We start from the raw sequence: 26,389 nt of genomic DNA, 5'->3' as shown, positions 1-26,389 counted from the left end.
TCGGAGCGCTCTTCGTGACGGCTCCTTCCGGGCCACCGCCTGGCGGCGACGTCACGCAGAGACCTCCGCGGGCCGCGCCTCCTTATCCAGCGGAGCCGGGGTATCGCTCCGCCGACACGAACATGCACTCCCTCGGGGCCGCCCTCGCGGACATCGACGGCGACGGGTTCAAGGATCTCGTCGTCGCCAATGGAAACGACCTGGCGCGGCGCCCCGTGACCGTGTATCGGAACGACGGCCGGGGCGGCTTCCCGAGCGAGCCGAGCTGGTCCTCTGACGACGAGGATTTTCATGCGGGCGTCGCCGTGGGCGACATCGATCTCGACGGATTCGTCGACGTCGCGGTCACGGTGGGCCCCTGGATCGACGCGGATACGCGGGGGTACGCGAAGGTCTACTTCAATCGCGGCGGCACCCTCGAACGGACGCCCAGCTTTCGCACGGAGGATACGTTTTCGAGCTTCGGCGCCGCGCTCGGCGATTACGACGGCGACGGCGACCTCGATCTCGCCGTCGGCGTGGCCTTCGAGCCCAGCACCGAGCCCGACCTCGAGCCCAAACCCGAGCCTGGGCGCGTGCGGATCTATGCAAACGACGGAGGCAAGCTGTCGCGTAGGCCCGCATGGACATCCCGCGCGCGCATGCACGCGCTCACCCCGAAATTCGCGGACATCGACGGCGACGGATTCCTCGATCTCCTCGTCGCCGCGCGGGGGCTCCCGGTGTATCGGGGGGCGCGGGGCGAGGACGGCAAGGTCAACCTCGGCACGGTCGCCTCCTGGACCGCTCGCGTCGAGCGCGGCCTTCCGCTCTTCGTCGACGTGGGGACGATCGGCGGTCGCCAGGGGATCGTCACGTTCTACAACGACCATTACAAGGACATCGTTCCGCCCGACGACCTCGCGCCGGCGCGCCCGCCGGAGACGCCCCGTGCCTACGTGGGCAACCTCTACCCGAGTCTGCCCCCGCCCGAGAGCTGCGCGAGCGGCATGGGCAGCGATTCGCGCCTGATGGCCTACTGGCCTTTTTCCAGCGCCGATCCCATCTGGACCTCGGACACCTCGGGCTGGGGCGCGGGCGTCCGCCTCGCGGACGTGAACGGCGACGGCGCGCTCGATCTCCTCGCGAGCCGGTGGGGTCCGCAGTTTTACGGGTATGGCGCGCCGCTCTTGCTGTTCCTGGGGACGTCGCGTGCCTTCGAAACGAGCCCCGCGTGGTCGTCCAGCACATGCGGCGTCGGCGAGGCGATTGCCGTGGCGGATCTCGATCGGAGCGGGTTCACCGAGGCTGTCGAGTCCTTCGCCATCGAAAAGCCGCAGGCGGGCTTGACGCTCTCGGCGCAGCACGTCGAGGAGATCCTCGACGTACGCCGCGACGGCGCTCTCCTCGGTCGCGGCGCGTATGTCGTGGTCCCCGGCGACAACTGGATCTCCTTCGCGCGGCGCCTCTCGCCCGGGGAGCGGATCCGCGTCCGCTACACGCATTCGCCGGCGCCGGACATCGCCCTCGCGAGCACCATGGATTCCAATTACGTCTTTTACCATCACGCGCGCTGACGGTTCGCTTCTTCGAAGCGGAGGGGGAGGCACACATGCTGCTCGCGTTCATCATGAGCCTGGCGCAGGATCCGGACATCCAGGAGGCTTACCGGCGGGATCCGGTCGCGGTCGTATCCCAGCGGCAGGATCTCTCGTCGGAGGAGAAGGCGCTTTTGCTGTCGAAGGATCCGCGTCGTATCCTCGAAGCATTATCGGACGAGACGGGGCGAGGGAGACCCCGCACGATGATGCTCGCGCCGACGCCATTGCCCTGGGTCTACGGCCGACAAACGGTGACCGGCTTCTTCTGGGAGCCCGGGGACGGCGAGCTTCTCCTCACCATTTTCGGAACCAAGCTCGAGGGCGCGTTCACGCAATGCGAGCTGCGGCACGGAGCGACCCACATTCGAGGGGAGATCGGGCAAGTGGAGATCACGCCCGGCGGGGAAAAGGTCACCCTGCGTTTCGCCCTCCCTCCAAACGCGCCCCAGGGCGTCTACTGGGCCTTCTCCAATCCCCGGCGGGACCTCGTCGCGCCGCGGGACCTGGAGAACCTCCAGCTCGGCTTCGAGCTCCGGGGTGTGTCGAAGGGAGGCAAGCCGTGATCGTCGCGCCCGACGCGACACTCGACCTCGTCGCGCCCCTCGTCCCCGAGGCGCTCTTCGTCTCCTCCGCCCGGAGCGCGGTCCAGGCCGTCACGCGAGGGCTGCCGAAGGCCGCCTCCGGCATCGCCCTCGAATGCCGTCTCGACGAAACCACGCGCGTCGATTTCCTCATGTATCTGCTCGCGCGCGCGGATGGGCATCGGGCCCTCTTGCGCGACGCGCCCGCCCGGGGCACGCCGGCCTGGCGCGGCGTGCTCGATTTCTGCCAGGAATGGGCCGAGCCCGCATCCCTGCTCCACGCCGAGGTCCCTGCCCTGTGGCTCGAATTCGACGTGAAAGGCGAGCCCGGCGCCGCGCCGCGGCCCCTCCCATTCCCCTGCATCGAGCGGCACATCAGCGAGGAGCAGCCGCCGGAGGAGCAGGACGAACGAGGGCGCGCCGTCTGTCTCGACCTCCTCGACCGCGCAACCTCCCTCCTCCTCGAGCATCCGCTCCCATGCGCCACATACGACACGGCAGTTCGTGTCGTCAAACGATTGCCCCGTCGAGGCCGCGTGCTCCACGTCGCGCCCCTCGATTCCCGTGGCCTCGACGCGCTCCGTCTCGTCGCGACGATCCCCCGGGACGAGCTCCCAGCCTATCTCGACCAGATCGAATGGCCCAGCGAGCACACGCAGCTCGATTCGCTCCTCGCCACCCTGGTCCCCGAGGACACGCGGCTCGGCTTTCACCTGGACGTCAACGCCAGCGTCCTGCCGACCCTCGGCCTCGAGCTGCATCATGTCCCCGGCGACCCCCGCTGGCGTCCCCTCCTCGACGACCTCGTCGCCCGAGGCGCATGTACACCGGGCAAACGCGACGCACTCCTCGAATTCCCACCCTTCGCGCGTCTCGCCCTCCCCAGCCACCGCGTGGCAAGCCCCGTGTCGACCACGCTCGGGATCAAGCTCATCCTCGCGCCAGGCGAACCCGTGGCAGCCAAGGCCTATCTCGGGTTCGTTCCGCTTCATCCCCTCTTCGGCTGAGCTGAGGAGGGGTCTCGAGTTGGGGGCGCGGAGCTGGGGCTTTGCCCCAGGCCCCAGCAGGGGCTATCCGCCCCTGCACCCGGACCAGGCACGGCCTGGACCGGGGATCGATGAACTGCGCAATGCGCAGTTCATCGAACAGCCAGGGTCAAGACCGGCGGCGACCCTGCCAGTCAAGAGCGCGGTGCTGCGGGGTCAACGGGCAACGTGCGCCTGCCAGCGCTGCAGGATGGAGGGCGCAGCGCGCGCTCGGGGACCTGCGGCGCCATCGAAGAGGAGACGGCTGAACGGAGGGAGGTTTGCCGCGCCGCAGGTCAGTGACGCCAGGGCAGGGTTTTCGAGCCGCGGCGCCGCCTTTCGGGTGCGGGTGAGCGCGGATCGCCTCCTGCGGCACCGCAGGGCGGAGGGCGCGCCCGGGGAGCGGCGGGTCACGGCGCCCAAGGTCGACGGGCACGCGGACGGGGACCGGGTTGCGGCGCGGCAGGAGGCCCTCCGCGGGGAGGGATAGCGATCTTGCGTGGATGCAGGGCCTTCGGCGGGGACCCGGACGCGCCGCGCTGGGGCGTTGCCCCAGGCCCCACCCGGGGCTGTCCGCCCCGGGACCCGGACCAGCGAGGCGCTGGACCCAAGACGATGAACTGCGCTCCGCGCAGTTCATCGAACGGCCGCTGGCAAGACCGCCGACGACCCTGCCAACAGAAACCGCGGCGCTGCAGGTCCAACCGGCGGCGCACCCGTCGCCAGGTTGAGACCCCCCTCCAGGGTCTTGCCACCGGCCCGTTGGAAGAACTGCGCGGAGCGCAGTTCTTCCATCCCCGGTCCAGGCCGTGCCCTGAGCATTGGTCTCACCGCAAGCCGCCGTGGAGAAGGGAGCTTGCGACGGACACAATCACGGCGATTGCTGGGCCGAGCGAGGACCATGTATGGGCCATGGGGGCGAAGGGGCTGGTGCTGATCGACCGTGATGAGAGCGGGCGAACGGGGGCTCGCTACGGCGCCGACTCGTTCACAAGCTCACGATTGTGGCGCCTGGGCCATTGCCTACGTGCCCTGTCGAGTATGCACGCGATGACCGCGGACCTGTACCACGGGCGTGGTCTTCGCCTTGCCTTTGGCCGGGTCCTTGACGGGCGTCTCTGCGCGAACGACCACTCCAACGCGTGAGCCGGGGGCGATGGCGGAAATCACGAGCTCTCCGGGCTCGAGTTTCGCCGCCTCGGACCTGGGGACGAGCACCGAAGGGATCTTCTCGACGTTGGTTTTGGTCCCGACGATCGCGCAATGGGTCTCGAATTCGAGGCGCGCGTGATTGCGCGCGTCCCAGCGAATCCCGGTCACCCGATTGGTCTCGTAGCAGCTCGTGATGTCCACCTTCGTCACGTTGTCCTTGAACGAGAGCTCGACGAGCGGCTCGTCCGCGCCGCGCGGTTTGTTGGCGACATCCTTCTTCGCGCGCAGGATGCCACTCTCGATCTCGAAGGTGCCCTCGCCGGGAGCGACGGACGACAGGCGCGGCGGCACCTCCGGCGCCATGTAGTCGGTGTCCGGGTCGACCGGGATTGGCGGCGGGTCTCCGAAGCGCGCCTTCAGCGTGGCCGCGTCCATGCCTGCGCGCTTGCTCCGCTGGTATTCCTCGGCGGCCTTGCGCTCCTCCTGCATGGCCTGGTAGACGGCAAAACCGACCTCCACGCCGAACCTCCTCCGTCCGGCCGCGGGGCTGCGGATGATGTCTTCCTCGGCATAGGCCCGGATGTCGTCCTTCATGACGACGTGGAGGAGCACGAGGGCGCGGGTCACCTCGTATACGAACGGGTCGAATCGGCACGCCTCGCCGCTCTCGCAGCGTTCGAAGTATTTCTCGCGGAGCGTGACCAGGCCACGCTCGATTTCGGCCGCCTCCGCGCTCGATGCCGGCACCTTGCGGGCGCGCGCAGCGTACTCGTCGAGCCCGCGGTACAGATCGGCGTGTCGCTCGAAAGATGCGCGTCGCGCGGCGATGACCTCGCCGGGGACCTCCACGTACATGTGCCGGCGGCGCGAATCGAGGCCTTGCACACGCTCGTCGACGTCGGCCTTCGACGCCATCGCGAGCGTGACGAATGCGTCGCGCCCCTGCTCCGTCACATCGATTGACGAAAGCTCGGCGTGCAACTTGGTTTCGTCGAGGATACCGGCATAATAACTCGCCATCCCCAGCGCGAGGGGGCTCCTCTCGCACGCGCGGCTGCAATCGATCGTCTGCAACGCCGCGACGAGCATGCTGGGCACACGGTCGTCGAACGTCTGATGGCGCTTGCCGATGTTCAAGATGGTCTTCGTAGCGTTGGATCGCCAGCCCGGATCGCAGATCCTGCTCACCACCTGGCTTCGGTCGGAGTCGTCCCGCGAGCGCTCCGCGCACTCCGGGCCGTCGTACGAGAAGTCTCGTGAACGGCTCTTCTCGGCCTCGCCGGGTGACGAGATTTTGATGATGCCGCAGCCCGCCACGCTCGTGGCGAGTGCGGCCCACGCGACAGCGGCCCCGACGAACGTCATCACCCGAGACGACGTGTCATTCACCCCTGCCTGATTCGATGTACGCACGAGCAACTCCCTCTGGCGTCGGCCGACGCCAACGTCGAGGGAACCCATCCAACGAGTACGCCGGCTAGGCAATTCGCAGGTTCGCGAGCGCGTCTCGCAAACTTGCGTCGGCCCTGGCGGGCTGTGGCTTCGGGGCGCGGGCGTCCAGGACCAGACGGTGAAGCCCCTCGTCGATGGTGCGGGGCGACCTCCGGCTTCGGATGGAGGAGAAAGCCGTGGCGTCGATGCCCGCGAGCCCGGCGCCCGCGGGTGGGGGAGCGCCGCTCGTCCGGATCGAGGCCCAGTTCGCCGGCGGCGACTACGAGATCGTCATCCTCTTGAGATGAGACCAGTGCTCAGGGCCGTGCCTGGTCCGGGCCTTTGGGCGGACAGCCCCCGCGGGGTCCGGGGCAGAGCCCCGGCGCGACGCCTACGCGGAGACAATCCCTCAATCGAGGCCGCGCGCGAGCCGCCGCGCTCGTTCGGCGAGCCCCTGCACGACGGAGTGAAAACTCCGCAGCTTGCGGAGCTTTCCGCTCCCGAACCGCTCTTCGAGTGCGCGTGCGAGCCGTGGGACGCGCGCTGTCCCGCCGGTGCAACAGACCACGTCGATGGCTTCGAAGCCGAGCCCTGCTGATTCGAGGGTTCGATCGAGTGACCGCAGGATGGCGTCTACCGATCGCTCGGCGCCTGCTTCGAATTCGTCGCGGGTGATCCATTCGTGGATGTTCATCGTCGGGTAGTCGAAGGCGAACTGGGTCTTCGTTGCCTCCGAGAGTGCGCATTTGCTGTGCTCGATGGCCTCGAATACCTGGAATGCGAGCGAATCTTCGACCAGACAGAGGAGCTGGTCCATTCGCTTCTGGTCGTCGTCTCCGAGCGACCAGGCTTGCACGTCTCGCAGGAATGCGAGCATGTCCCGGTGCTGCAGCACGGCCATGTCTGCCGGCGAGCAGAGCTTCTCCATGATCCCGCGGGGCATTGTGAGCAGGTTCTTGCCGAGGGGCACCTGGTAGGTCACCTCTGCGCCGAAATGGCGCGCGATCTTGTGGCGCATCAGGCTCCCGTCGAGCGCGTCGCCGGCCACGGACACGCCTCCGAGGGAGAGGACGTCGGAGGCGGCGAATCCCTCCGGCCGCATCCGCACGACCGTGTAGTCCGAGGTTCCGCCGCCGAAATCGGCGACGAGCACGGTCATGGGACGATCGAGCCCGAGCTCGAAATCGTGGGCGGCGGCGACAGGCTCGGGGCAAAAGGTGACCTCGGAGAACCCTGCGCTCTGCGCTGCGCGTTCGAGCCGGTCCTGGGCGAGCCGGTCTTCCACGGGATCGAGCGAGAACATGGCTGGCCTCCCCAGCACCACGCGATCGACCTCGGCGTTGAAATGGCGGTTCGCGTGATCTCGCATGATTCGCAGGAAGCGGCCGATCAGGTCCTCGATGGTGACGACGCGGTGGCCGATCTGCGTGCCTGAGAAGCCGCGGTCGGGGAGAAACTTCTTGATCGAGCGGATGAGCCGCCCTTGCATTCCGCTCGCGACGAAGTCGCGGATGGCCACTGCGCCGCAGGAGAACTGGTTCTGCCCGAAAAAGAGCAGGCTGCGCAGGATGGTCGGGTCGGATGCGGCGTCGTCGAGGGGGATTGGGGGGCATGTCGACGTCGCGTTCGCCGCGGCGAGCAGTGAATTGGTGGTGCCGAAATCGATGGCATAAACCTCGGGCCTGAATTGTGACGACATGAACTGACCTTCCGGGTGGATGCCTGACGGCCCCGGGATATGGCCCCTCGCGCGCCTCTTTACAAGCTAGAAAATCCATGAGAAAATCCGTGGAGGCTCTCCGGATGCGCGGAAATTCTCGTGAGCTCGACGGCGACGTGGCCCTCTGCACGCCGGAGGGGCGGCTGAACCCCGATGCGAAGGGCTGGTCGCGGAGGCCCCTGCATCGATGCGACCTGCGCGGCCCCTGGGGGCGCCGGAAGCGCTGGGAGTACTGGTGCGTCACCTGGAACGGCGGCGTCCTCGCGCTGACGTATGCCGACTTCGACTACCTCGGCATGGCGAGCGCGCTGCTGCTCGATCGGGAGACCGGCCGCGAGCTCGAAAAGGTCGTCCCGGTTCCGCTCGCGCTCGGGTTTTCCCTGCCCGATACGGTCGGCGGTGGCGATATCGTGTTCGAAAGGCTCGGGCTCCGGCTCGCGTTTCGCGAGGAGCGCGGCGGCACGCGCCTCGTCACGTGGTTCCAGAGCCGCGGGCGCGTGGTCGAGGCCGACGTGCTCGTGGCCCGGCCGTCCGGACACGAGACGCTCAACGTCGTGGTGCCGTGGAGCGAGGTGTTGTTCCAGTTCACCTCGAAGCAAAACACGCTCCCCGCGACCGGGACCGTCCGCGTGGACGGCGTCGAGCAGGGGCTCGGCCCGGAGGAGCAGGCCTTTGGCTGCCTCGATTTTGGTCGCGGCGTCTGGCCCTCGCACACGGTCTGGAACTGGGCTTCGGCGTCGGGGGTCGTCGAGGGGCGGGTCGTCGGCCTGCAATTCGGCGGGAAGTGGACCGACGGGACGGGGGCGACCGAAAACGGCGTCTGCCTCGACGGCCGGCTCCACAAGATCCACGAGGATGTCCGGTTCGAGTACGACCGCCGCGATTATCGCGAGCCCTGGCGGCTCACCTCGAGAGGCTCTGATCGGGTGCGGCTCGACTTCCAGCCGACGCACGAGAAACAGACGAAGGTGCCGCTCGTCGTGGCCGGCGCGGAGATCCACCAGTGCTTCGGTCGTTTCTCTGGCGAAGTGCGTGACGACGGGGGCGAGCGCGTGATCATCGACGGCCTCTTCGGCTGGGCCGAGGAACTGCGCGCTCGCTGGTAGTTCACCCGCCCATCGCCGTCTGGTACGACACGACCGGGAGTTCGCGCGTCTCGCCGACCTTCGGCACCTCGAACGGCACGAACCGGGTCTTTTCCCAGACGACCCACACCATCGACGGATCGTCCAGCGATCGATCGAAATGAAAATCGATCCGCGAAGGCAATTGGCCGTCCGGGGTCAGCGTCACGACCTCCGCCACCATGCTCCCGACATCGACCCGATCCCCGACGCGCAGCGGCGCCCTCTCCGGATCACGAAACACGGTCGCCGTCGGCTCCATGAAATGGCCGTCCGAGAGCGTCACCGACACCGTGCGCGCGTCCACGCGGCCGACCTTCAGCGTCCCGCGTTGCACCGTCGAGAGCACCCGCAGCGGCGAAGGCATCGCCTCATTCGCGTTGAGCCGCGCCGCGATGGCGGTGTTCGCGATGATGCTGTCGGGCGCGCTCACCACCACGAGCGTCTGCGGCGCGGCCGCATCGAACTTCGGCATGCTCGTGATCGCCCGCTCCGTGTACCCGTGCAACATCTCGCCCGTCGACCACGCCCGCAGCGGCAGCAAGAGGGGCGCGATCACGAGGTGGAAGAGCACGAGGACCGCGGCCACCGCGCCCACGTACACGCGCGCCGCCCGCCCGAGGTGCTCGCGCGAGGCCACGAGCATCGACGCGACGAGCCCCGAGCCCCCGATCCCCGCGAAGAGCAAGAGCCTGTCGCCCGGCCAAACCGCGCAGGTCGGGAGCAGGGAGAGCGTCATGCCGACGGCGAAGAATGCGGCATTCCGATCCCGGCGCAGCACGGCGAAGATCCCGCCCCCCAGGACGAGGAGCACGAGGAGGCAAATCGAGACGAGGCTCCGGGTCTCGCTTTGCGGCCAGAGCATCCACACGTCGGCGGGCGGCGCGGCCATCTGCCCGGCGAGGAGCACGGGCAGCCGCGTCGCCACGGCGCGGAGGAATTCGCCTGCTTGCGTCAGCGGGTCGATGTAAAACGCGCCGCCCCCCGCGCCATACTTGCCGAGCTTGTACGCGGCGAACCAGAGGAGCGCGACGCCGGCGTGCGGGACGAGCGCGGCCGCGCGGGATCGCAGCGGCGCGCGATCGAGGAAGAGGGCGTAGGCGAAGAGATACGCGAGCGCGCCGAGCCCGCTCTCGCCGGAGAACATGGCCCCGAACAGCGCCAGCGGCGCGAGGAAGATGCCCGGCTTCCAGCCGTCCCGGCGGGCGCGATCGTGCGCGAGGAGCGTGAGCACGGCGAAGAGGGTCGAGAGGATCGCGTGCCTGTTGGCGATCCACGCGACGACCATTGCATGCGTGTCGTCGACCGCGAAGATCAGCGCGGCGAGGCCCGCGGCGACCGTGGCGCCGAAGAGCCTTCGATAGAGGTGCGCCGCGAAAAAGGCCGTCGCCGCGAAGACGAGGACGCTCTCGGCGTGCATGAGCCAGTACGCGTTCGGCCAAACGCGGTAATCGAGCGCGTGCCAGAGCGACGGGAGGGGGCGGAGGAACGCGAGCTTCGAGCCGTCGACGGTCCACCAGGGAAATATCCCGCTCTCCCGGACGGCGTGGAGCGCGGCGGGATCGTCGTCGAGGAAGCGGAAGAGATCCCAGTCCCCGCGGGGCCCCCCGGGCCGCGTGAACGTCGGATGATACGCCATCCGGTGCGCGTGATCGTCCATGATCGCCCCGGCCCCGAGCGTGGGCAGGAGCAGGACGATCGCGAGGAGCGCGACGAGCAGCGGGGCACGCCTATCAGCGAGCCATCCCTTGACACGGGCCAGCATGGCGACCCTCTATAGGGGATCACGTGCGCGCGGACCAGAGGCGCCATGGCGCCGGACGATTTCGCGCGTGCGGCTGTCCAGGGAATCTTGGCGCCTCCCGTTTCCGCCCTGAAGGTCCCGGCTAACGCCGCCCCGGTTTCTTGCGGGGCGGCGGCGGGGGCTCGAAGTACCACTCCGCGAGCACGTCGCGCAATCGACCGTCCTCGGGCAGATCCGTCGCGCCACCGCTGTCGAGGGCGCGGAGCAAGACCTCCACGAGCGGCCGGCGAAGGATCGTCACCTCTTCGAACGGCTGGCTCGATCGTCGTTGCCGCGGAAGCGTCTCGATGGATTCGGGGTCATACGCGTCTTTTTTCGCCTTGGCCGGAGGCGGCGGCTCGACAGCGTCGAGCCGGCCACGGACCAGGACCGAATTTCGACCGCCCGTCATCGCGAGGAACGTGCCGTCGGGCAGGTCGAGGAAACGATGAACGTCCGTCGTGCGCTCGTACGGCAAGGAAAAGACGACACGTTGGTGTTCTTCGGGCCGGAGGAGCCGCCAGGGATTCGTCTCGGCGAACAAGGTCGCCTCCTCGAACGCATGGTACATGGCCATGAAATCGGCGGGACCGGCGAGGCTGAACCAGGCGCGGTCGTCGCGCCCCCCAGCGGGGACGAATGGATGCCCCGCGCGGATGCGCTCGAGGACCTCGCCGATGGCGGGGCTGCTGCGACGCAAGGCCCAGCCGGAGATGGGGGCGAGGCGGCCCTCCGCATCCTGCGAGACCGCGGTGACGCCGCCGTCGAGGGCGACGACGTGGCGCTCGTTCTGGACGAAGTCGACCACGTGAATCCGCACGGTCGACGGGCTGCCGAGCACCTCGTGGGTCCGGATGCCTGGGCCCTGGTACCATTCGTCGTCGCTGCCGCCCCGTGGTTCGTCGAGGGGGAGATCCAGGAGGGGATTGCGCTGCGCCGCGCTGCCCTGTTGCACGATGTACGGGTAAAGCCGCGCGATCCAGCCGGTGATCACGTCCCCTCCGTACGCATCTTCGGGTTTGTAAATGCGGCGCCAGAAGTCGAAATCCGGCTGCCCCGAGGCCGCGCGCACGAGCTCGTCGCAGATGGGCGCGAGGGAGCGGGTCCAGAAATCGAGATCGAGTTCCGCGATCACGTCGATACGCTCGCGAATTCGCTTCCAGTCGGCGGGCGTGCCGAGCAGCGTGATCTCCGGAATGCCGCAGATGCAGGCGAGGTAATAATCGAAATAGGGCGCGTAGGCGTCGAGGAGGACGACCTGGCTCGCGATGCGATCGACCTCGGTGCTCGTGGAAAAGTCGCATTCGAAGAGCCGCGCGCGCCCAGCGCCGACCTGGTCCGCGACGCGGTCCCGGAAGGAGCCGACGATCGAGGCCCAGGACGCCGCGTCGGTCGGCATCGGGCCCTCCAGCGGGACCTCGATCCGCGCCGTGCCCGCGTGCCGGACGAGCCGCGACCGGAGCTGTTCAGCGTGGAGGCGGACGTGCTGCGCGACGCCCTGCGCAATCGTCAACCACACGGCGTCGGGCGAGAGCACGAGCGGCCGGTGCTCCGCGAACGCGAGGTGGACGGCGCCGAGCAGCGCGTGCGTCGAGCCATGGTCGACCACGGGCAGGTCCGCGTCCCCGCCGAACGTCAGCGCGTCGCCGTGGGTCTCGGCGAGCCGTCGCGTGGGGAGAGGCTCGGTCGCGCGGGGGACGTCGTCGACGAGGAAGGTCACGCTCATGGCAGGCATTCTGCCACGAAATGGCCCATGCGTTACGAGATGCCGCAGCCCCGGCCCGAAAGAAAGGTCTCCCCGCCGAACCCCACCGCGGCTACCTTCGCCGCATGGCCCTCGGTCCCCTCTCGGCGCGTGTCGGCCCTCCCGCAGCCGCGCTGCTCGCGTGTTTCCTGGCCGCCTGCACCCCCCCGCCGCCCCCGCCGTCCATGACCACCGCCCCGCCCGTCCCCACGGCGCCCCCGACCCCCGCGGCACCGTCAGCCTCCACGAGCGCCGTAGCGACGGCCGCGCCTTCCCCGTCGTCGCCTCCGTCCCCCGAGGCGTCCATGCCCTCCGCGTGGACCGCGCAGCTCCCGGCAGGGTTCACCGATATCGACATGGACGGCGAGACCCTCTGCGGCGCCTTTCGGGTCGCGAACCTACACGTCGCGGGCCTGGGGAGCCTCGGGTTCGTCCGGATCCACGGTCCGAACGGCAAGGTCGTCTACGAGGCCCACGGGCGCACCGACAAGGTGGGTCCCGACACCTTCCAGCAGACCCTCGGCGCCGACTATTGCGGCGATCTCACGGGCGACGGCATCCCCGAGGTCGTGATGACCGAGAGCTCGATGGGCGCGCATTGCTGCTACACCCATTACGTCATCAGCCTCGTCTCCCCGCCGCGGCGCATCCTCATGTGGGAAAAAGGCGACGCCGCCACCACCTTCGTCCCGGTGAAATACCGCCCCGGTCCGGACTGGCAACTCCAGGGCTATTCCGTCTTCTGGCCACCCTTCGACCCCGACGCGGGAGATCCGGCCCTCTCGTACCCGGCCGCGCCCGTCATCCCCGCCGTACTCTCGCTGGTCAACGGCGCCTATGCCCTCACCTCACTCTCCTTCCCGGAGGCCTATCGCAGAGACCGCGACGAAATGCATGCACGGTGCAGCAACCCGAGCGAAGAGATGCCGCAGGATCTATGTGACATCTTCACCTGGGTGGACGCCGTGGCCCTCGGAGACTGGGACGCCGAGCGCGGCAAGGTGAAGGACCCCGAGCTGCGAAAAGCACTCGATCGGCGCGCAGCGGCGACACACAAGAAGCTGCTGAAGGAGCTAGGGTCCCTCGAAAGTCCACGGTAAGGCGCGTCGGGGCCGTTGCGCCGGGGCGCTGCCCCGGACCCCGCGGGGGCTATCCGCCCCTCGACCCGGACCAGGCACAGCCTGGACCGAGGGTTGAAAAACTGCGCTCCGCGCAGTTTTTCAAACAGGCCGACGAAGAAGCCGGGTTGCCAGCAGAACCAGCCGCGCGGCTGTCTTCGTTGGCAGGGTCGTTGCCGGTCTTGACCGGGCCTGTTCGATGAGCTGCGCGGAGCGCAGTTCATCGAGCTTGGGTCCAGCCCCTGGCTGGTCCGGGTCCAGGGGCGGATAGCCCCGGTGGGGTCTGGGGCAAAGCCCCAGCTCGGCGGTGCTCGGGGGCTTGAAGCGCGGCGCGGGCACCCCCATCATCGCGACCGTGCGCCGCATGCAACTCGTCGAGCTCGAAGACCTCCCCTGGGTGCCAGCTGCCATTCGCGATGGCGGCACGGATCTCCTCGACTTTGGGTTTGATCGCCTCGGGTTTTACCGTGGGGTCGTGCCGAAGCTCGGGGCGCTCCTCGATCGGACTGGCTGCACGCAGGTGATCGACGTGTGCTCGGGTGGCGGCGGCGGTGCTCTCTACGCGATTCGGGCGCTGCGGGACGAGGGACGCGGGGATGTGCGGTTCGTCTTGACGGATCGGTACCCGAACGAGGCGGGCCGGGCGCGTGTCGCGGAGCGGAACGATCCTGGGCTCGTGTACCGCGAAGAACCTGTGGATGCCCTTGCGGTCCCGCCTGAGCTCGACGGCGTGCGTACGATGTGGAGCGCGCTGCACCACTTCCCGCCCGAGGCTGTCGCGGCGCTTGTGGCGTCGACGGTCCGCGATGGCAAACCGCTTGCGTTTTTTGACGTCGCGGCTTCGCCTGCGCTGCGGCGGCTGCCGGGCGTGGTCGCGCCGCTGGCGCTGGGCGTGAACATGACGATGCTCTTCGTTGGCTCGCTCGTCCTGGTCCCTTTCGTGCGCCCGCTGCGGGCGTCGCGCTGGGCGCTGACGTACCTCGTCCCGCTGATTCCGACGCTCGTGGCGTGGGATGGCATGGTCTCCGCGCTCCGCGCCTACACGCCTGACGAGCTGCTCGCCATCGCGCGCGCCGTGCCTGGCGGCGACGCCTACGCGTGGGACGCGGGCGTCGCGGGGTCGGCGCTTTATCTCACGGGATGCCCGCGCGCGTCGTGACGCGGCGGCGCCCCGGGGCGCGCTTCACTTCTTGGCCTTGATCTCGATGACCCGGGGGACCCTCGGGGCGTAACAGATGAGCTCGGGGTGCTCGTCTTTCATGTTCGCCTTCACGTGGGCGATGACGGCCTCGCCTTGCTCCTTGCTCTTCACCGTGATGCCGAGGCGCCGCCCGTCGTCGTAATACTCGACGAGCCCGAGGTCGCCGACCTCCGGGAACGTGGAGAGCGCCTTTGTGGTCGTGGGGAAGGTGTATTTCGCGTCGTTCCTCCACGACACCTCGTAGAGGTAGACGAACGGCGTCTTGCAGCCTTCCTCCTCCACGGCGGCGTCTGTCGTTTCGCGCAGCCGGGAGACGCCGCTGTGCGAGACCCAGATCGTCTCCTTTTCATCCATGACGATCGTGCTGAAGTGCATCGGGCGGGGGAACTGCGCGATGACGGACCACGTGCCCTCGTCGTAGCGGACGATCGACCGGCCCGAGATGCCGTGGAGCTTGCCGCTCGGCGAGACGAAGAGGTTTCGGATCGGTTTGTCGAGGGTCGGCAAGAGCTCGAACTTCCCGCCGTTGTAATGCAGCACCGGCGAGGTCTCGACCCAGAGGTCGTCGCCCTTGCCCCGGAACATCTTGGGGAAGTAGCCGAACTCCTTCACCAGGGCGCCGAGCTCGACGATGCGTGATTTGCCGGGCTGGTCCCATACCTCCGCGGCTGGGCTCTTCGCCCGTTCGCAGAGGTTTCCGATCGTCACGAGCGTGCCGGATTCGGTCGCGGCCATGGCGCTGGGCGGGAGCGCGATTCCCGCCGTGCTGCCCCAGGCCTTCTGCACCTCGTCCGCCTTGCAGCCGCCCTTCTCGGCCTCGATGGGCTTCAGCACGAGCGTCGGCCCCCGGACGGTGTCGAACCGGTGGCCATCTTGCCCGTCGTACCCCACCACGAGCGTCGTCTTGCCGAGCCGGGTCGTGCCATTGATCCAGCCGAGGATGCCCCCCGGGCCGAAGGTGCGCGTCACGCCCTTGCCCGTGAGCGGGAACAACGTGGGCATCGGCGCGCGGCCCAGGTTCATGGCAACGACGTCGACGCCGTCCGGCCAGAAGCCGTGGACGGAGGAGATCCGGGTGGGGCCGAGGCCCGGGTTGTTCTCGGGGATGCTGCCGATCCACTCGACGCGCTCCTCGACGATCCGGCCGACACGCAGGCCCTCGGCCACCAGGAGCGCGCCCTCGATGCCGAAGAGCTCCACGGAGAGCCCCTTCGTGCCCTCGAACGGCTCGGGCACGAGCGTGGGGATCGTCTTCTTCGGCGGCTCGCGCTCGGCCGACGCGGCGCTCGCGCTCGGGGCGAGGGGCGCGGCGCTCGGCGCGACGGTCGCCTCTTTTTCGGGCGTCGGGGTCGACCTGGAGCAGGAGAGGGCGAGGGCGCAAAGGGCGGCGAACGAAAGATGCTTCATAGGAGCTTCAGGGGTCCTGGCAGAACGTGTTGATCGCGTCGACGAGCGGGTCCTCTTGCTTGACCGCCTTGTCGAGGTCGACTTGCGCGGCGTGGATCGCGTCGACGTCCTTCGCGTCCGCGGCCTTCGCCATGGCGCGCGCGGCCTTCGCGACGGCGACGGCCATCCCGCGATACTCAGCGCTGAACTGGACGAGCTCGGGCACCGTCAGGCGGACGCCCGCCGCCTGATGCTCCACGCGGTCCATCACGTCGGCCATCCCGCGGAGGGCGCGCGCGCCCGTCGGATCGGCGCTGGGGTCCGGGCCCGACGCCTTGTTGAGGTCCTCCACGCCCGTGTTGATGACCTCGATGAGCGCATTGCACTCGTCGGTCTTCAAGCGGTGTTTCGCGCGCAGCGCGACGCGGTCGGCGGGCTTCGCCGCGAGGAGCGTGCAGCCGAGCTTGTTCTCGCCGTCGCATGCCTTTCGGAGGAGCTCGGTCGACGCGGCCTCGTCGCGTGGCCCGCCGCGCCCCTCGGCGCGGAACATGCCGAGCTCGAGGCACGCGTCTTCCTGCCGCCCCTCGCACGCGCGGCGGAAGAGCTCGGCGGCGCGCACATCGTCCTGCGCCGTGCCCTTCCCCTCGGCGTAGGCGATCGCCGCCTGCCCGCAGCCAATCACCGCGCCCGCGTCACAGCTCTCCAGGAAAAGCGCGAGCGCGCGCGCCGGATCCGGTGCGGCCGTCGTTCCCTTGCTGAGGAGCCTGCCGAGCACCGCGCAGGCGGCAGGCAGGCGCGCGTCACACGCCGTGGAGACGAGCGCGAAGCCGCCCCGCTTGTCCTGGGCCACGCTGTCGCCCCGCACCATGAGGAGCCCGAGCGCCGTGCAGGACGTCACGTCGCCCGCGCCGCACGCGCGCCGGAAGAGCGAGGCTGCTTTCTGCTTGTCCTTGGGCACGCCCGCGCCCTTGTCGTACGCCGCGCCGAGGTGGACGCAGGCCGCGGGCTCGGCCTCGCAGCCGCGTCGCGCGGCCGAGGCCCCTTCGACGGGATCCTTCGCGCCGCCCACGCCCTCGGCGAGGAGCGAGCCGAGGGTGGCGCAGCCGTGGGGGCTGCCTTCCTCGCAGCTCTGCTCGGCGAGGGCGCGCGCGCGCGGCCCGTCGCGCGTGACGCCGAGGCCGTAGGCGTAGGCCCCGCTCAGCCATTCGCACCCGTCGGCGAGGCCCGCCATGCAGGCGCGCTGGAAGATCGCCGCGGCGCGCACCTGGTCCCGTCGCACGCCACGCCCGAGGGCGAGCGCCTTGCCAAGCGCGAGACAGGCGCGCGGATCCTCGGCGGCGCAGCCCTTCTCGCTCACCTTCGCGGCCTTGACGAAGAGCGCCTGCGCGCGCTCGGGATCCGGCGTGACCGCGAGGCCGAAGAGGAGCGCGACGCCGAGCACGTCACAGCTCGTGCCGTCGCCCGCGTCGCAGGCGTTCGCGAGCAGCGGCGCGCCGCGCTGATCGTCGAGGTCGGCGCCGACGCCGTGGAGGAACATCCGCCCGAGATCGCCGCATCCGGCGGGATCCCCGCCGTCGCAGGCGCGGCGCGCGAGGGTGACGGCCTGCGTCGGGTCGGCGGCGAGCGCCCCGGGAAACCCGTGCAGCATGAGCCGCGAGAGCTTCTGGCAGCCGCGCGCGTGGCCGCCGCTGCACGCCTTGCCGAGCGCCTCCGCCGCTGCGAGCGCCCGCGAGGGTCCGCGGTCGCGATCCCGCAACACGAGGTCGCCCAGGCGCTCGCAGCAGGCCACGTTCCCGCCGTCACACGCCGTCCGGCAAGTGACCTCGGTGGTGCCCTCGCATGCGCCTACGGCGGTGGTGCTCGTGGCCACCTTGGGCGCCGGCTCGTGCGGGGCCGCCCCTCCGCACGCGGCATGCGCGAAGAGCGCGAGGCCCAGGAGCAGGCGCGGAGCGGTCGAGCGATCCATGCGCTTCATCGGACCGTCGAGCGCGCCAGGCTGTCAAGTCTCTCGAAGGCGCAGAGCTGGGGCTTTGCCCCAGGCCCCACCGGGGCTGTCCGCCCCTGGACCCGGACCAGCGCAAGCGCTGGACTCGGGGTCGATGAACTGCGCGATGCGCAGTCCATCGAACAGCCGCAGGGAAGACCGAGAGCGACCCTGCCGACCAAGGCCGCGGCGCTGCAGGTTCAACGGGCAACGTGCGCCCTCCAGCACTGCAGGATGGAGGGCGCAGAGCGCGCTCGGGGACCTGCGGCGCCGTCGAAGGGAAGACGGCCTCGCAGAGGGAGGTTTGCCACGCCGCAGGTCGGCGACTCCGGGGCAGGGTTTTCGAGCTGCAGCGCCGCCTTTCGGGTACGCATGAGCGCCAATTGCCTCCTGCGGCGCCGCAGCGCAGAGGACACGCCCAGGAGCAGCGGCTCACGACGCCGAACGTCGGCGGGCGCGCGGACGGGGGCCGCGTTGCGGCGCCGCAGGCGGTCATCCACGGGAAGTCATCGCGATCTTGCGTGGATGCAGGGGATTCTGCGGGGACCCGGACGCGCCGCGCTGGGGCGTTGCCCCAGGCCCCACCCGGGGCTGTCCGCCCCGGGACCCGGACCAGGGCCAGCCCTGGACCTTGGGTCGATGAACTGCGCTCCGCGCAGTTCATCGAACAGCCGCGGTCAAGACCGGCGACGACCCTGCCAACCAAGACGGCAGCGCTGCAGGTTCAGCCGGCAGCGTGCCCGTCGCCAGCTTGAAACCCACCTCCATGGTCTTGCCACCGGCCCGTTGGAAGAACTGCGCACCGCGCAGTTCTTCCACCCCCGGTCCAGGCCGTGCCTGGTTCGGGTCGAGGGGCGAACAGCCCCCGCGGGGTCCGGGGCAGCGCCCCGGCGCGACGGCATGCACGACGAGGTCACGTGTCGGGGCGCTCCTCGTCTCCCGCGCCCGGCTTTGAAGGCGTCGCCTCCTCGATCCGCTGACGAACGAACGCGGTGTACGCCATTCCCAGCGGCAACTCGAACTCTACGTGGAGCCTGCGCCGCGTTGTTACGACGGCGCTTCCATCCCGCCCATCCCTGCCGACGTGCTCGACATCGCGGTAATGGAAGCCCACGCCGCGTTTTTGCCAGGCCGGCAGGTCGTTGAACTGGATCCCGTGCTGGAAGAGCAGCTCGTTCCGATCCGCCACCGACTGCCCTTCGAGCTGCCGCGTGGCCGCGCGATCCGTGAGCCCCTGGGATCGAAGGAGCCAGTAACAATGCCCGCCCAGCGCATTGCGGTGGGCATCCTCGTGCCGCCAGCGGAAATAATCGATCACGTCCTTCTCGGTGGGGAGCTGCGAGATCCGGGCGTCGAAGGCCGCGTGATCGTCGAGGAGACGCGCAAACTTGGCGCTCGCCTCCCCGGCCAGGATCGACTCGTACTTGCGCAGCTTGCGGCCGAACACGTCCGTGTCGCGGCGAAACAGGAGCGAGATCTCGTCGCTCTGCGTGTAGCCGTAGACCACGGGGAATCCGCAGTCCATGAGGTGCTTCGTCGTCTCCACCATCATGTCGCGGATGCGGACGTCGAAGGGCGCCTCGAACGGCTTGCGCTCGCGCACGAGCTTGGTGAAGCTGCGCCCGTCGAGCCGCGCGACCATGTAGATCCCCGGCAGGACGTGGTGATCATGCGCCGTCTCGAAGACCCGCATCTTCGTTTCGAGATCATCGAACTTCATGGCGCGGCCAAGATAGCAGCCCCGGAGGGACCTCGCGACGATCCTGCATGCGACCCCGTCGACACCGTGATAGGCGACAGGTCGGCCATGTGGGATCCGAAGCAATACAACCTCTTCCGCGAAGCACGCCGTCGCCCCTTTTTTGATTTGCTCGCCCAGGTCAAGACCGCGGCTCCGGCGCGGGTCGTCGACCTTGGCTGCGGCACGGGCGACCTGACCCTGGCCCTTGGCGAGCGCTGGCCCGCGGCTGAGATCCTCGGCGTCGACAGCTCCGCGGCCATGCTTGCCGAGGCCCGGGCGAACCACGCGTCTGCGCGCGTTGGCTTCCTCCAGGCCGACCTCGCCCGCGTCGAGCTGCCTGGCCCCGCCGACGTGCTCTTCTCGAATGCGGCCCTGCACTGGCTCGACGACCACGCTGGCCTGCTCACGCACCTCGCTGGCCTCGTCGCCTCCGGCGGGACCCTGGCCTTCCAGATTCCTGCGAATTTCGATGCGCCTTCGCATCGGCGCGTGGAAGAGGTCCGCGCCCTGCCCCGCTTTGCAGCGGCGCTCCGTGACGTGCGCCGCGGACATGCCGAGCCCCTGGCCTTTTATTTGGACCACCTCGTCGGGCTCGGGTTCGTGGTCGAGGCGTGGGAGACGACGTACCTGCACGTGTTGCCCGGCGACGACGCGGTGTTGCAATGGCTGCTCGGCACCACGCTGCGGCCCCTTGTGACCACGCTCGGACCCGAGGAAGCTACGGCCTTTCTGGATACGCTCCGGCCGCTCCTGCAATCGGACTACCCTGCCCGGCCTTACGGCACGCCGTTTCCGTTCACGCGCCGGTTCGTCGTGGCGACGCGTGTACCGCCTTCTTGACGGGGCGGCGTGGCTCGCCTCTACTCGCCGGGATGAGACGCAAGAAAGCTCCGCGGCTCGCGGCTGCGTTTGTGGTCACGATCTCCGCGGGGTGCGGCGGTGCGGCGCAGGAGCCGCCCAAGCCGGAGAACCCGGACTGGGTGCCGAATCTCGGGAGCGTGCAGGAAGGCTTCCGGCGGAACGAAGACGGGACGTGCTCCATCACGCATGCTGCGAATCCGCCGTGGGTCGAGCCCGTGGATTGCGAGACGCGAGAGCCGCTGAAGAAACCCGAGGAGACGTCGCCCTAGACCATCATGCGCCTGCGCATCGACCGCATCGCGGTCGATGCATAGAGGTCCAGGGCTGGCCCTGGTCCGGGTCGAGGGGTGGAGAACCCCTCGTCGGGTCCGGGGTGAAACCCCGGCGCTACGCTGGTCGAGTAGCCCCCGGGGGCCCTCACCAGATCCGGACAAGGAGATTTCCACCATCCGGCTCTTCCGCCAGCGGCGGCTCACGGAGCGCTCCAGATCTGTACGCGGATGCGAGGGGCCGGCAGCGGAAACCTCCGCAGCAGCTCCAGAAACCGCGCCCAGTTCAGGTGACCTCGTTGGCTCCTTCGGCTCAACCAGGCGTGCCAGTTCCACTGCACGTTGTCGAGCAGCAGAGCCAGACTGCGCAGGTTTCCGTTGACGCCGAAGTAGTTGTAATGCCCGACGAGCTTCCTCTTGAGCGTAGCGTATTGCTCTTTGACCGACTCATGCCGATGGCGTCGACACCAGTCGTCGGCAGCCTGGATGGCGTGCCTGAGCCTCGCCTTGCGCGTCTTGAACGCCGGCATCCACCGACCTGCTCGTGTCCGACGCCAGTGCAGCGTGAACCCGAGAAAGTCGAACGTCGCCGGACCCTTGCCGCCATCGTTCCCTGACCTTGGGCGATGGAACGGCAGGAGGCGGGTCTTCTCAGGATGCAGCTTCAGGCCGAACCGCTCGAAACGCCGGCCCAGCACCTCCATCACCCTCTTCGCATCGTCTTCTCGCTCGAAGCCGATCACGAAGTCGTCCGCGTAGCGCGCGAGCGTGGTCTTGCCGCGCATCCGCGGTTTGACCTCCCGCTCGAACCATACGTCGAGCACGTGATGGAGATACACGTTGCCGAGCAGCGGCGACAGCACCGAACCCTGCACCGTCCCCGTATCTGGCTCGGATATCTCCGCGCCTTCGAGGACACCCACGTGCAAGCATTTGCCGACGAGTCGCAAGAGCTTCCCATCGGCTACCCGCGCCTGGAGCATCTCCATCAGCATCGTGCGGTCGATGCTTTGGTGGGTAGGGACGGGCCCTTGGTTTCCCTTGGGCTCGTCCCCCCTCGCAGAACCCGCCGTGCGGTTTTCCCGCAACGGGCTCCCCAGAGCACGATCGCGGCGAAGCTCCATCAGACCGCCGGGTGAAGCAGCTTGGGATGTTCTGCCTCCCTGCTCTCCTTCAGCCGCAAGCTCTGGTCGTCCCTTGCCTTCGGCCTACCGCGAGACGGACGCGGCTTTTCGCTGCGGGGCCCAAGGGCCCGGCTTGCCTCGCGGGTGCGTCCGTGTACCCGCGTTGCGCGTGGGGATGGGTCACCGGCTCCCCGTTTGGCCGGATAAAACTCGTGGACGGAGACAGGGTCTCCCAGGTGCCTGGGTCGTCCTCTTCACGCGCGCCGCGGCCAACACTACCCCGCCGGGTGCATGTCACTCTCGCCCATCTCATCGAGTGCATGCCGGGGCCTTCAGGAATTCCAAACCCCTGGGCACCCGGAATCTGAGGATTTCGTGGCTGGCACGCCGCGGCTCACGACGTCGCGCGCCTAACGCATCGTCGAGCATGTTGCCACGCCCTACGCAAGGCTCGCTTCCGATCTGGCCGGGCTCGGCCCTGATCAGGCAGGATTCGCACCCGCTGGACGACGAACTCGATTTCCGAAGGACCGCATCCTCCTTCCCTCAAGACCAGCCTTGCCTGGTCGCACTGGAACACCCTCTCAGGGGATCTCGATGCCGAGCTTCTCCTCGAGGAAGGCGGAGAGTGCGGCCTGATCGGGCTCCGAGAGCGACGAGAACGTCGCGGTGTGGTTGCCGCTCGTGACGTTGAAGCGGACGTTGCCGCTCTCCATCGCCGGGGTGACGGCGCCGGCGGCCCACGGGTCCTGGTCCGAGTAGACGAAGGCGACGCCGTCCCCGAGACGGGCGAACTCCTCGAGCGCGCTGTTCTCGGCGGCGTTGAACGCCGGCGGGGTCACGCCTTCGGGCACGAGCCCGCGCTCCATGTCGACGAGGCCCTCGGGGATGAGGCCCTCCGCGACGAGCTCGGCGCGCGGCAGGGCGGGCCAGCCGCTGCTCTGCTGCACCTCGTAGAAGTAGGCGTCGAAAAACGACAGGTACCCGTCGGACATCGGGTAGGTGCCGAAGATGCTGGTGACGGTGAAGAACGCCGTCGTCAGATCCTCCGCCGTTGCCGTCGCCGGATCGGGCAGCCCGGTGCAGTCGTCGGGGGTGCCGAAGTATTGCCAGAACAGCCACGGGTAGGAGAGCGCGGCGGCCTCGAAGGCGCGCGCGGGCTCGACGCGGACGAAGGTGTCGCCGAGATCGGCAGCGGCGGACGCCAGCACGGCGGGCTCGACGGCCGCGCGCTGGGGGCCGAGGACCGCGCGCTGGATGGCTTCGAGGCGGTCCTGGCACGTGGCGTCGACGGTATCGAAGAACGCGAGGAAACGCGTGTCCTCCGGCCCCATGAAAGGGGAGCCGAAGGCGACGACGGCGTCCACGTCGCCCGGGTAATGCTGGCGGAAGCTCACCATGTCGACGCCGCCATTGCTGAAGCCCGAGCCGATCCACGCACTCTTGTACAGGTCGTGCAGGCGCACCACGACGTCGTGGGCGTCGTCGGCGACCTGCTTGCGCGTGAAGTGGGAGAAATCGTCGCCGTTGCCGTTGTGGAAGCGCTTGTCCAGAACGAGCTGATTTCCCTTGAGGAGCGTCGTCAGCTCATCCTCGTCGAACCCGAGATAATTGCTGTATCCCGTGGAGATCAAGTTCACGGGCAGGTCGAAGCCGCGGTGGATGAGCGTGAGGTACTGCTCGTGCGTGCCCGACGTCGCGTCCTCATGATCGTTTACCTGCAGGAGCGTGAGGTCGTAGAGCTCGGCGCCGTCGTCGCTCTTGCCGGCGGGGCTGACGAGGAAGCCGGCCGCCTCGAGGGTCGCGGTCACGCTGATGCACGATTGCGCTTTGCCGTCGACGCCGAAGCAGGCGTCGCAGGCGGCGTTGTCGACGCCGGTGCCCGGCTCGGCCGAGCCGGCGCCCTTGCAGTCCGGATCGGGCGCGCCGCAGCCGCAGTCACAGCCGTCGGAGCCGTTCCAGCGCAGGGCGTTGCAGGTCCACTCCGGCGGCGGCGGCACGGGGGTCTCGCCGAGGTAGCAGGCGAAGCCGCCGAGCGAGAGCTGGGCGACGTCGGCCTCGATCTCGGCCGCGCACACCGGCGGATGGGCCACCTGCGTGGCGGTGTTGAACGTCTCGCAGTCCTCGACCTTCGCCAGGCAACCGTACATGGCGATGTCGGCTTCGATGAGGGCATCACAGACCTCATGCTCGACGCCGAGCGCGGCTTTGATGCCGGCCATGCCTTCGGCCTCGCAGGCCTGCTGCTCCATGCCCTGGCAGATCACGAGGCGCTCGCACAGGGCGACAAGCTCCGCGGGGACTTCGCTCTTGCCTTCGCCCTCTCCTTGGGCGCCGCCGTCAGGACAGCCGGTGGTGAGGGGGAGAAGAAGCAGCGGTACCAGCCGTAGAATCGATTTCATGTGCATGTGTCCTTCGAAAGACAAGCGTTCCACCCCGCGCACGGTTCACTCCATGGCGAACGTTGGTGGCTGAATACGGCGAACCGTACCCGCGCGCGCATCATGCGCGAGTAGCGTTCCCGCTATTGGGGCTCGCAAATCTGCGAAAGCTCCGACGCGCCGGGATGTACCTGTCGCCGGGGCCCTCGCCTGCGCTAGGATCTCCCCACGCCATGTCCCCTCTTCCGCTTCGGGCCCGCCTCGTCGGTGGGCTCCTCTGCGCTGCGGCGCTTGCGCTCACCGTGGTTTGGGTCGTGACCGGGACGGGACCTTATGCGTGGTTCCTCGCGGCGGAGCTTGGCGAGGATCCTGCCACGCATCCGCTCGCCGCTGCCGGCCTCACGTTCATCGTGCTCGAGGTCCCGGCGCTCGCCGTGACGATCGCCCTCGGCGTGTTCCTTTTGCGCCGCGAGGGGCGTGATCCGCGCGAGATCACCGATGCCGCGCGCGCGCAGATCCGCGGCGCCATCGACGGCGAAGGCACGGACCCCGAAAGCATGCGCGCGGCCAGGAATTTTGGCATTGCCGCCGGCGGTGGCGTGGCCGGCGCTGCGATTCGCGCAGGCTGGTTCGAGATGTGGTTTGGCGATCCCGGCGCGCTCGCCCCGGCTGTCGTCGTGGCGGCTTTGTTCGGGCTCGCCGCCGGGCTCTTGCAGGGCCGAACGGCGCTCGCGCGCCTCGGCTTTTGCGTGGCGCTCGTGACCGTCGCGCTTGGCTCGCTCCCGGCGGTCGCGTGGTACCTCGAACGCAGGCCCGAGCCCTTCACGTTCGAGTTTTTGCTTCCGGTCTGCGTGGGAGGTCTGCCGGGCACGCTCCTGTTCTGGGGCATGACGGTCTGGCTGCGGCGTGCGCGCGGGTGAATCGACGCCGCCGAGGGCCGCGCGGCGCGTTCGTCATGTTCCAGGTGCTGGCACGATGGGCACGTCGAATGCACCGGCATCGACGTCGAGGACGCTGGATCCGTCTTCGGCAATGGTCCTGCCCTTGAAGGTGCCCTGGATACGGTTCCACGAAAGGCTGTTCACCGTCACCTCGAAGGTTTCGTCGCCGCAGTGTCTGTCCTCCGGCGCGACGCTGGCGTTGAAGCAGGCGTCATACACATAGTGCGGGACGGTGTTCCGCGTGATCGTCAAGGGAGGATCGATAGCCGCCTCGAGGTGGAGAAGCAAGGTTACACTCCAACCCACGTCGTCGGCGTCGATCCACAGCAGCTCCTCGCCCTGCTCCGCGGAGAGCTGGTTGTCGTACGGGATCCCGTACTTCCCCGAGACCATCGTCTTCGTGCCGGAGCTCGTGCTCGTGCGCACGCCGTGGAACGAGAGCATTCCTGGGGAGGAATCACAAGGGGCGCCGCCTCCGCCGCCGCTGCTCGAACTCGAGGCACTCGAAGCGGAGCCACCCCCGTCGCCGTTGCCGCCCCACTGGTTGCCGCCGCGGGAGAAGATATCGTCGCGCTCGCTGGAGCAGGCAGGGAGCGCAAGGAAACAGAGAAGAGCCATGCGGAGAATGTTTATGGCGCGCCTCGACACCGAGGATCAGGCATGGTTCCAGAAAATGCGGCGGAGACCTACGTTCGAGACTGACGGCAAGATTTCACGAGCCCGCCGCCATCGACCGCTGTCAGCGATACGCCTCCACGATCCACGTCCCCTCCACCCCGCGCACGAAAGAGAGCTCGTCGAACCCCTCCTCGCGGGAGGGGAGCTCCATCCTCGATCGCATCCCGAGCACCGCTGCGTCCGGCACGCGCTCGTGCGGCGGGCGCTTCGCGTTGCGATCGAGACAGAGGTCCTTGCGGCTCTCGAAGAAATACCCGTGCACCAAAAAGCCCGCTTCGTGTGCGGCGTCGATGTACCTCGCTCGCTCCGCGCGCGACACGTTCGTCTTGTCGACGACGAAGCTCGTCCCGCCTTGCAGGCATGCTTCGACGAGCAGCCGCTCCCGAGCCGCCGTCCGTAGCATGTCGCCGTTGATGCGGATGTGCGTGTCGACGAACCGCGCGCGAAAATAGGTCGACTTTCCGGCCGCGGGCAGCCCGATGAAGACCACGCATACAGGCACGCGGTCGCCCCATCGCTTGCGTCGTTCGGTCCGCTCGGCCTCGTTCCGCATGCGTGAGTCTGA

The 26,389-nt window shown here is 68.7% G+C and carries 20 protein-coding genes; 9 read left to right on the top strand and 11 right to left on the bottom strand.

Annotation, left to right across the window (positions count from 1 at the left end; genetic code table 11):
• The first annotated feature begins 14 nt into the window (after window positions 1-14).
• From POL67_RS25165 to POL67_RS25155, 3 genes are read left to right on the top strand one after another with little or no spacing between them, the layout of a single operon-like run.
• Window positions 15-1,556, top strand: coding sequence for an FG-GAP repeat domain-containing protein (locus POL67_RS25165; RefSeq protein WP_271921401.1), 1,542 nt, complete (start codon window positions 15-17; stop codon window positions 1,554-1,556).
• 35 nt (window positions 1,557-1,591) lie between these two features.
• Complete coding sequence (locus tag POL67_RS25160) at window positions 1,592-2,143, top strand: hypothetical protein (RefSeq protein ID WP_271921399.1); 552 nt, start codon at window positions 1,592-1,594, stop codon at window positions 2,141-2,143.
• Window positions 2,140-3,168 carry a hypothetical protein gene (locus POL67_RS25155; protein ID WP_271921397.1) on the top strand — a complete coding sequence of 343 codons (1,029 nt, stop codon included), beginning with the start codon at window positions 2,140-2,142 and terminating at the stop codon, window positions 3,166-3,168. The genes POL67_RS25160 and POL67_RS25155 overlap by 4 nt, the downstream gene beginning before the upstream one ends.
• A 1,041-nt stretch (window positions 3,169-4,209) precedes the next feature.
• Here POL67_RS25155 and POL67_RS25150 read toward each other — a convergent pair.
• Window positions 4,210-5,751 carry a hypothetical protein gene (locus POL67_RS25150; protein WP_271921395.1) on the bottom strand — a complete coding sequence of 514 codons (1,542 nt, stop codon included), beginning with the start codon at window positions 5,749-5,751 and terminating at the stop codon, window positions 4,210-4,212.
• 427 nt (window positions 5,752-6,178) lie between these two features.
• Entirely contained in the window at window positions 6,179-7,468 is a 1,290-nt protein-coding gene (locus tag POL67_RS25145) for an Hsp70 family protein (protein WP_271921392.1), read from the bottom strand.
• A 104-nt stretch (window positions 7,469-7,572) separates the two neighbouring features.
• Here POL67_RS25145 and POL67_RS25140 point away from each other — a divergent pair, with 104 nt between their 5' ends.
• Window positions 7,573-8,595, top strand: a complete 1,023-nt coding sequence (locus tag POL67_RS25140; RefSeq protein ID WP_271921389.1) for a DUF2804 domain-containing protein — start codon at window positions 7,573-7,575, stop codon at window positions 8,593-8,595.
• Between the two features lies 1 nt (window position 8,596).
• Here POL67_RS25140 and POL67_RS25135 read toward each other — a convergent pair whose 3' ends face one another.
• Entirely contained in the window at window positions 8,597-10,378 is a 1,782-nt protein-coding gene (locus tag POL67_RS25135) for a hypothetical protein (protein ID WP_271921386.1), read from the bottom strand.
• 121 nt (window positions 10,379-10,499) lie between these two features.
• Window positions 10,500-12,122 carry a DUF4419 domain-containing protein gene (locus tag POL67_RS25130; RefSeq protein ID WP_271921383.1) on the bottom strand — a complete coding sequence of 541 codons (1,623 nt, stop codon included), beginning with the start codon at window positions 12,120-12,122 and terminating at the stop codon, window positions 10,500-10,502.
• Between the two features lie 104 nt (window positions 12,123-12,226).
• Between POL67_RS25130 and POL67_RS25125 the strand changes: the two genes are divergently transcribed.
• Entirely contained in the window at window positions 12,227-13,240 is a 1,014-nt protein-coding gene (locus POL67_RS25125) for a hypothetical protein (protein WP_271921380.1), read from the top strand.
• Window positions 13,241-13,613: 373 nt separating this feature from the next.
• Entirely contained in the window at window positions 13,614-14,417 is an 804-nt protein-coding gene (locus POL67_RS25120; RefSeq protein WP_271921378.1) for a hypothetical protein, read from the top strand.
• A 24-nt stretch (window positions 14,418-14,441) separates the two neighbouring features.
• Here POL67_RS25120 and POL67_RS25115 read toward each other — a convergent pair whose 3' ends face one another.
• From POL67_RS25115 to POL67_RS25105, 3 genes are all read right to left on the bottom strand, one after another.
• The gene (locus POL67_RS25115) at window positions 14,442-15,866 is read right to left on the bottom strand and encodes a hypothetical protein (RefSeq protein WP_271921375.1); all 1,425 of its coding nucleotides are present in this window, start codon (window positions 15,864-15,866) and stop codon (window positions 14,442-14,444) included.
• Between the two features lie 7 nt (window positions 15,867-15,873).
• Window positions 15,874-17,811, bottom strand: a complete 1,938-nt coding sequence (locus POL67_RS25110; RefSeq protein ID WP_271921373.1) for a tetratricopeptide repeat protein — start codon at window positions 17,809-17,811, stop codon at window positions 15,874-15,876.
• 931 nt (window positions 17,812-18,742) lie between these two features.
• Window positions 18,743-19,549, bottom strand: a complete 807-nt coding sequence (locus POL67_RS25105) for a tRNA(His) guanylyltransferase Thg1 family protein (RefSeq protein ID WP_271921370.1) — start codon at window positions 19,547-19,549, stop codon at window positions 18,743-18,745.
• An 87-nt stretch (window positions 19,550-19,636) separates the two neighbouring features.
• Here POL67_RS25105 and POL67_RS25100 point away from each other — a divergent pair, with 87 nt between their 5' ends.
• Window positions 19,637-20,410 (top strand): methyltransferase domain-containing protein, encoded by a 774-nt coding sequence (locus POL67_RS25100; protein ID WP_271921366.1) that lies wholly within the window; start codon window positions 19,637-19,639, stop codon window positions 20,408-20,410.
• A gap of 32 nt (window positions 20,411-20,442) precedes the next feature.
• Window positions 20,443-20,700, top strand: coding sequence for a hypothetical protein (locus POL67_RS25095; RefSeq protein WP_271921364.1), 258 nt, complete (start codon window positions 20,443-20,445; stop codon window positions 20,698-20,700).
• 203 nt (window positions 20,701-20,903) lie between these two features.
• On the opposite strand, the gene POL67_RS25090 is transcribed toward POL67_RS25095, so the two are convergent.
• Both POL67_RS25090 and POL67_RS25085 read right to left on the bottom strand, forming a co-directional pair.
• Window positions 20,904-21,683, bottom strand: a complete 780-nt coding sequence (locus POL67_RS25090; RefSeq protein WP_506333373.1) for a reverse transcriptase domain-containing protein — start codon at window positions 21,681-21,683, stop codon at window positions 20,904-20,906.
• Between the two features lie 725 nt (window positions 21,684-22,408).
• Window positions 22,409-24,226, bottom strand: coding sequence for a serine protease (locus POL67_RS25085; protein ID WP_271921359.1), 1,818 nt, complete (start codon window positions 24,224-24,226; stop codon window positions 22,409-22,411).
• A 212-nt stretch (window positions 24,227-24,438) separates the two neighbouring features.
• On the opposite strand from POL67_RS25085, the gene POL67_RS25080 reads away from it, so the two are divergent.
• A complete protein-coding gene (locus tag POL67_RS25080; RefSeq protein WP_271921356.1) occupies window positions 24,439-25,125 on the top strand; it encodes a hypothetical protein in 687 nt (228 codons plus the stop codon).
• Window positions 25,126-25,158: 33 nt separating this feature from the next.
• Here the strand turns inward: POL67_RS25080 and POL67_RS25075 are convergent, their stop codons facing one another.
• Window positions 25,159-25,764, bottom strand: coding sequence for a hypothetical protein (locus tag POL67_RS25075; protein WP_271921354.1), 606 nt, complete (start codon window positions 25,762-25,764; stop codon window positions 25,159-25,161).
• Between the two features lie 121 nt (window positions 25,765-25,885).
• Window positions 25,886-26,377: an ATP-binding protein gene (locus POL67_RS25070; RefSeq protein WP_271921352.1), complete on the bottom strand. Its 492-nt coding sequence runs from the start codon at window positions 26,375-26,377 to the stop codon at window positions 25,886-25,888.
• Between the last annotated feature and the right edge of the window lie 12 nt (window positions 26,378-26,389).

The sequence above is a fragment of the Polyangium mundeleinium genome, assembly GCF_028369105.1.
Classification (GTDB): Bacteria; Myxococcota_A; Polyangia; order Polyangiales; family Polyangiaceae; genus Polyangium; species Polyangium mundeleinium.
Note: the sequence above shows the minus strand (reverse complement) of the source record. Positions and strands in the feature narration are given on the sequence as shown.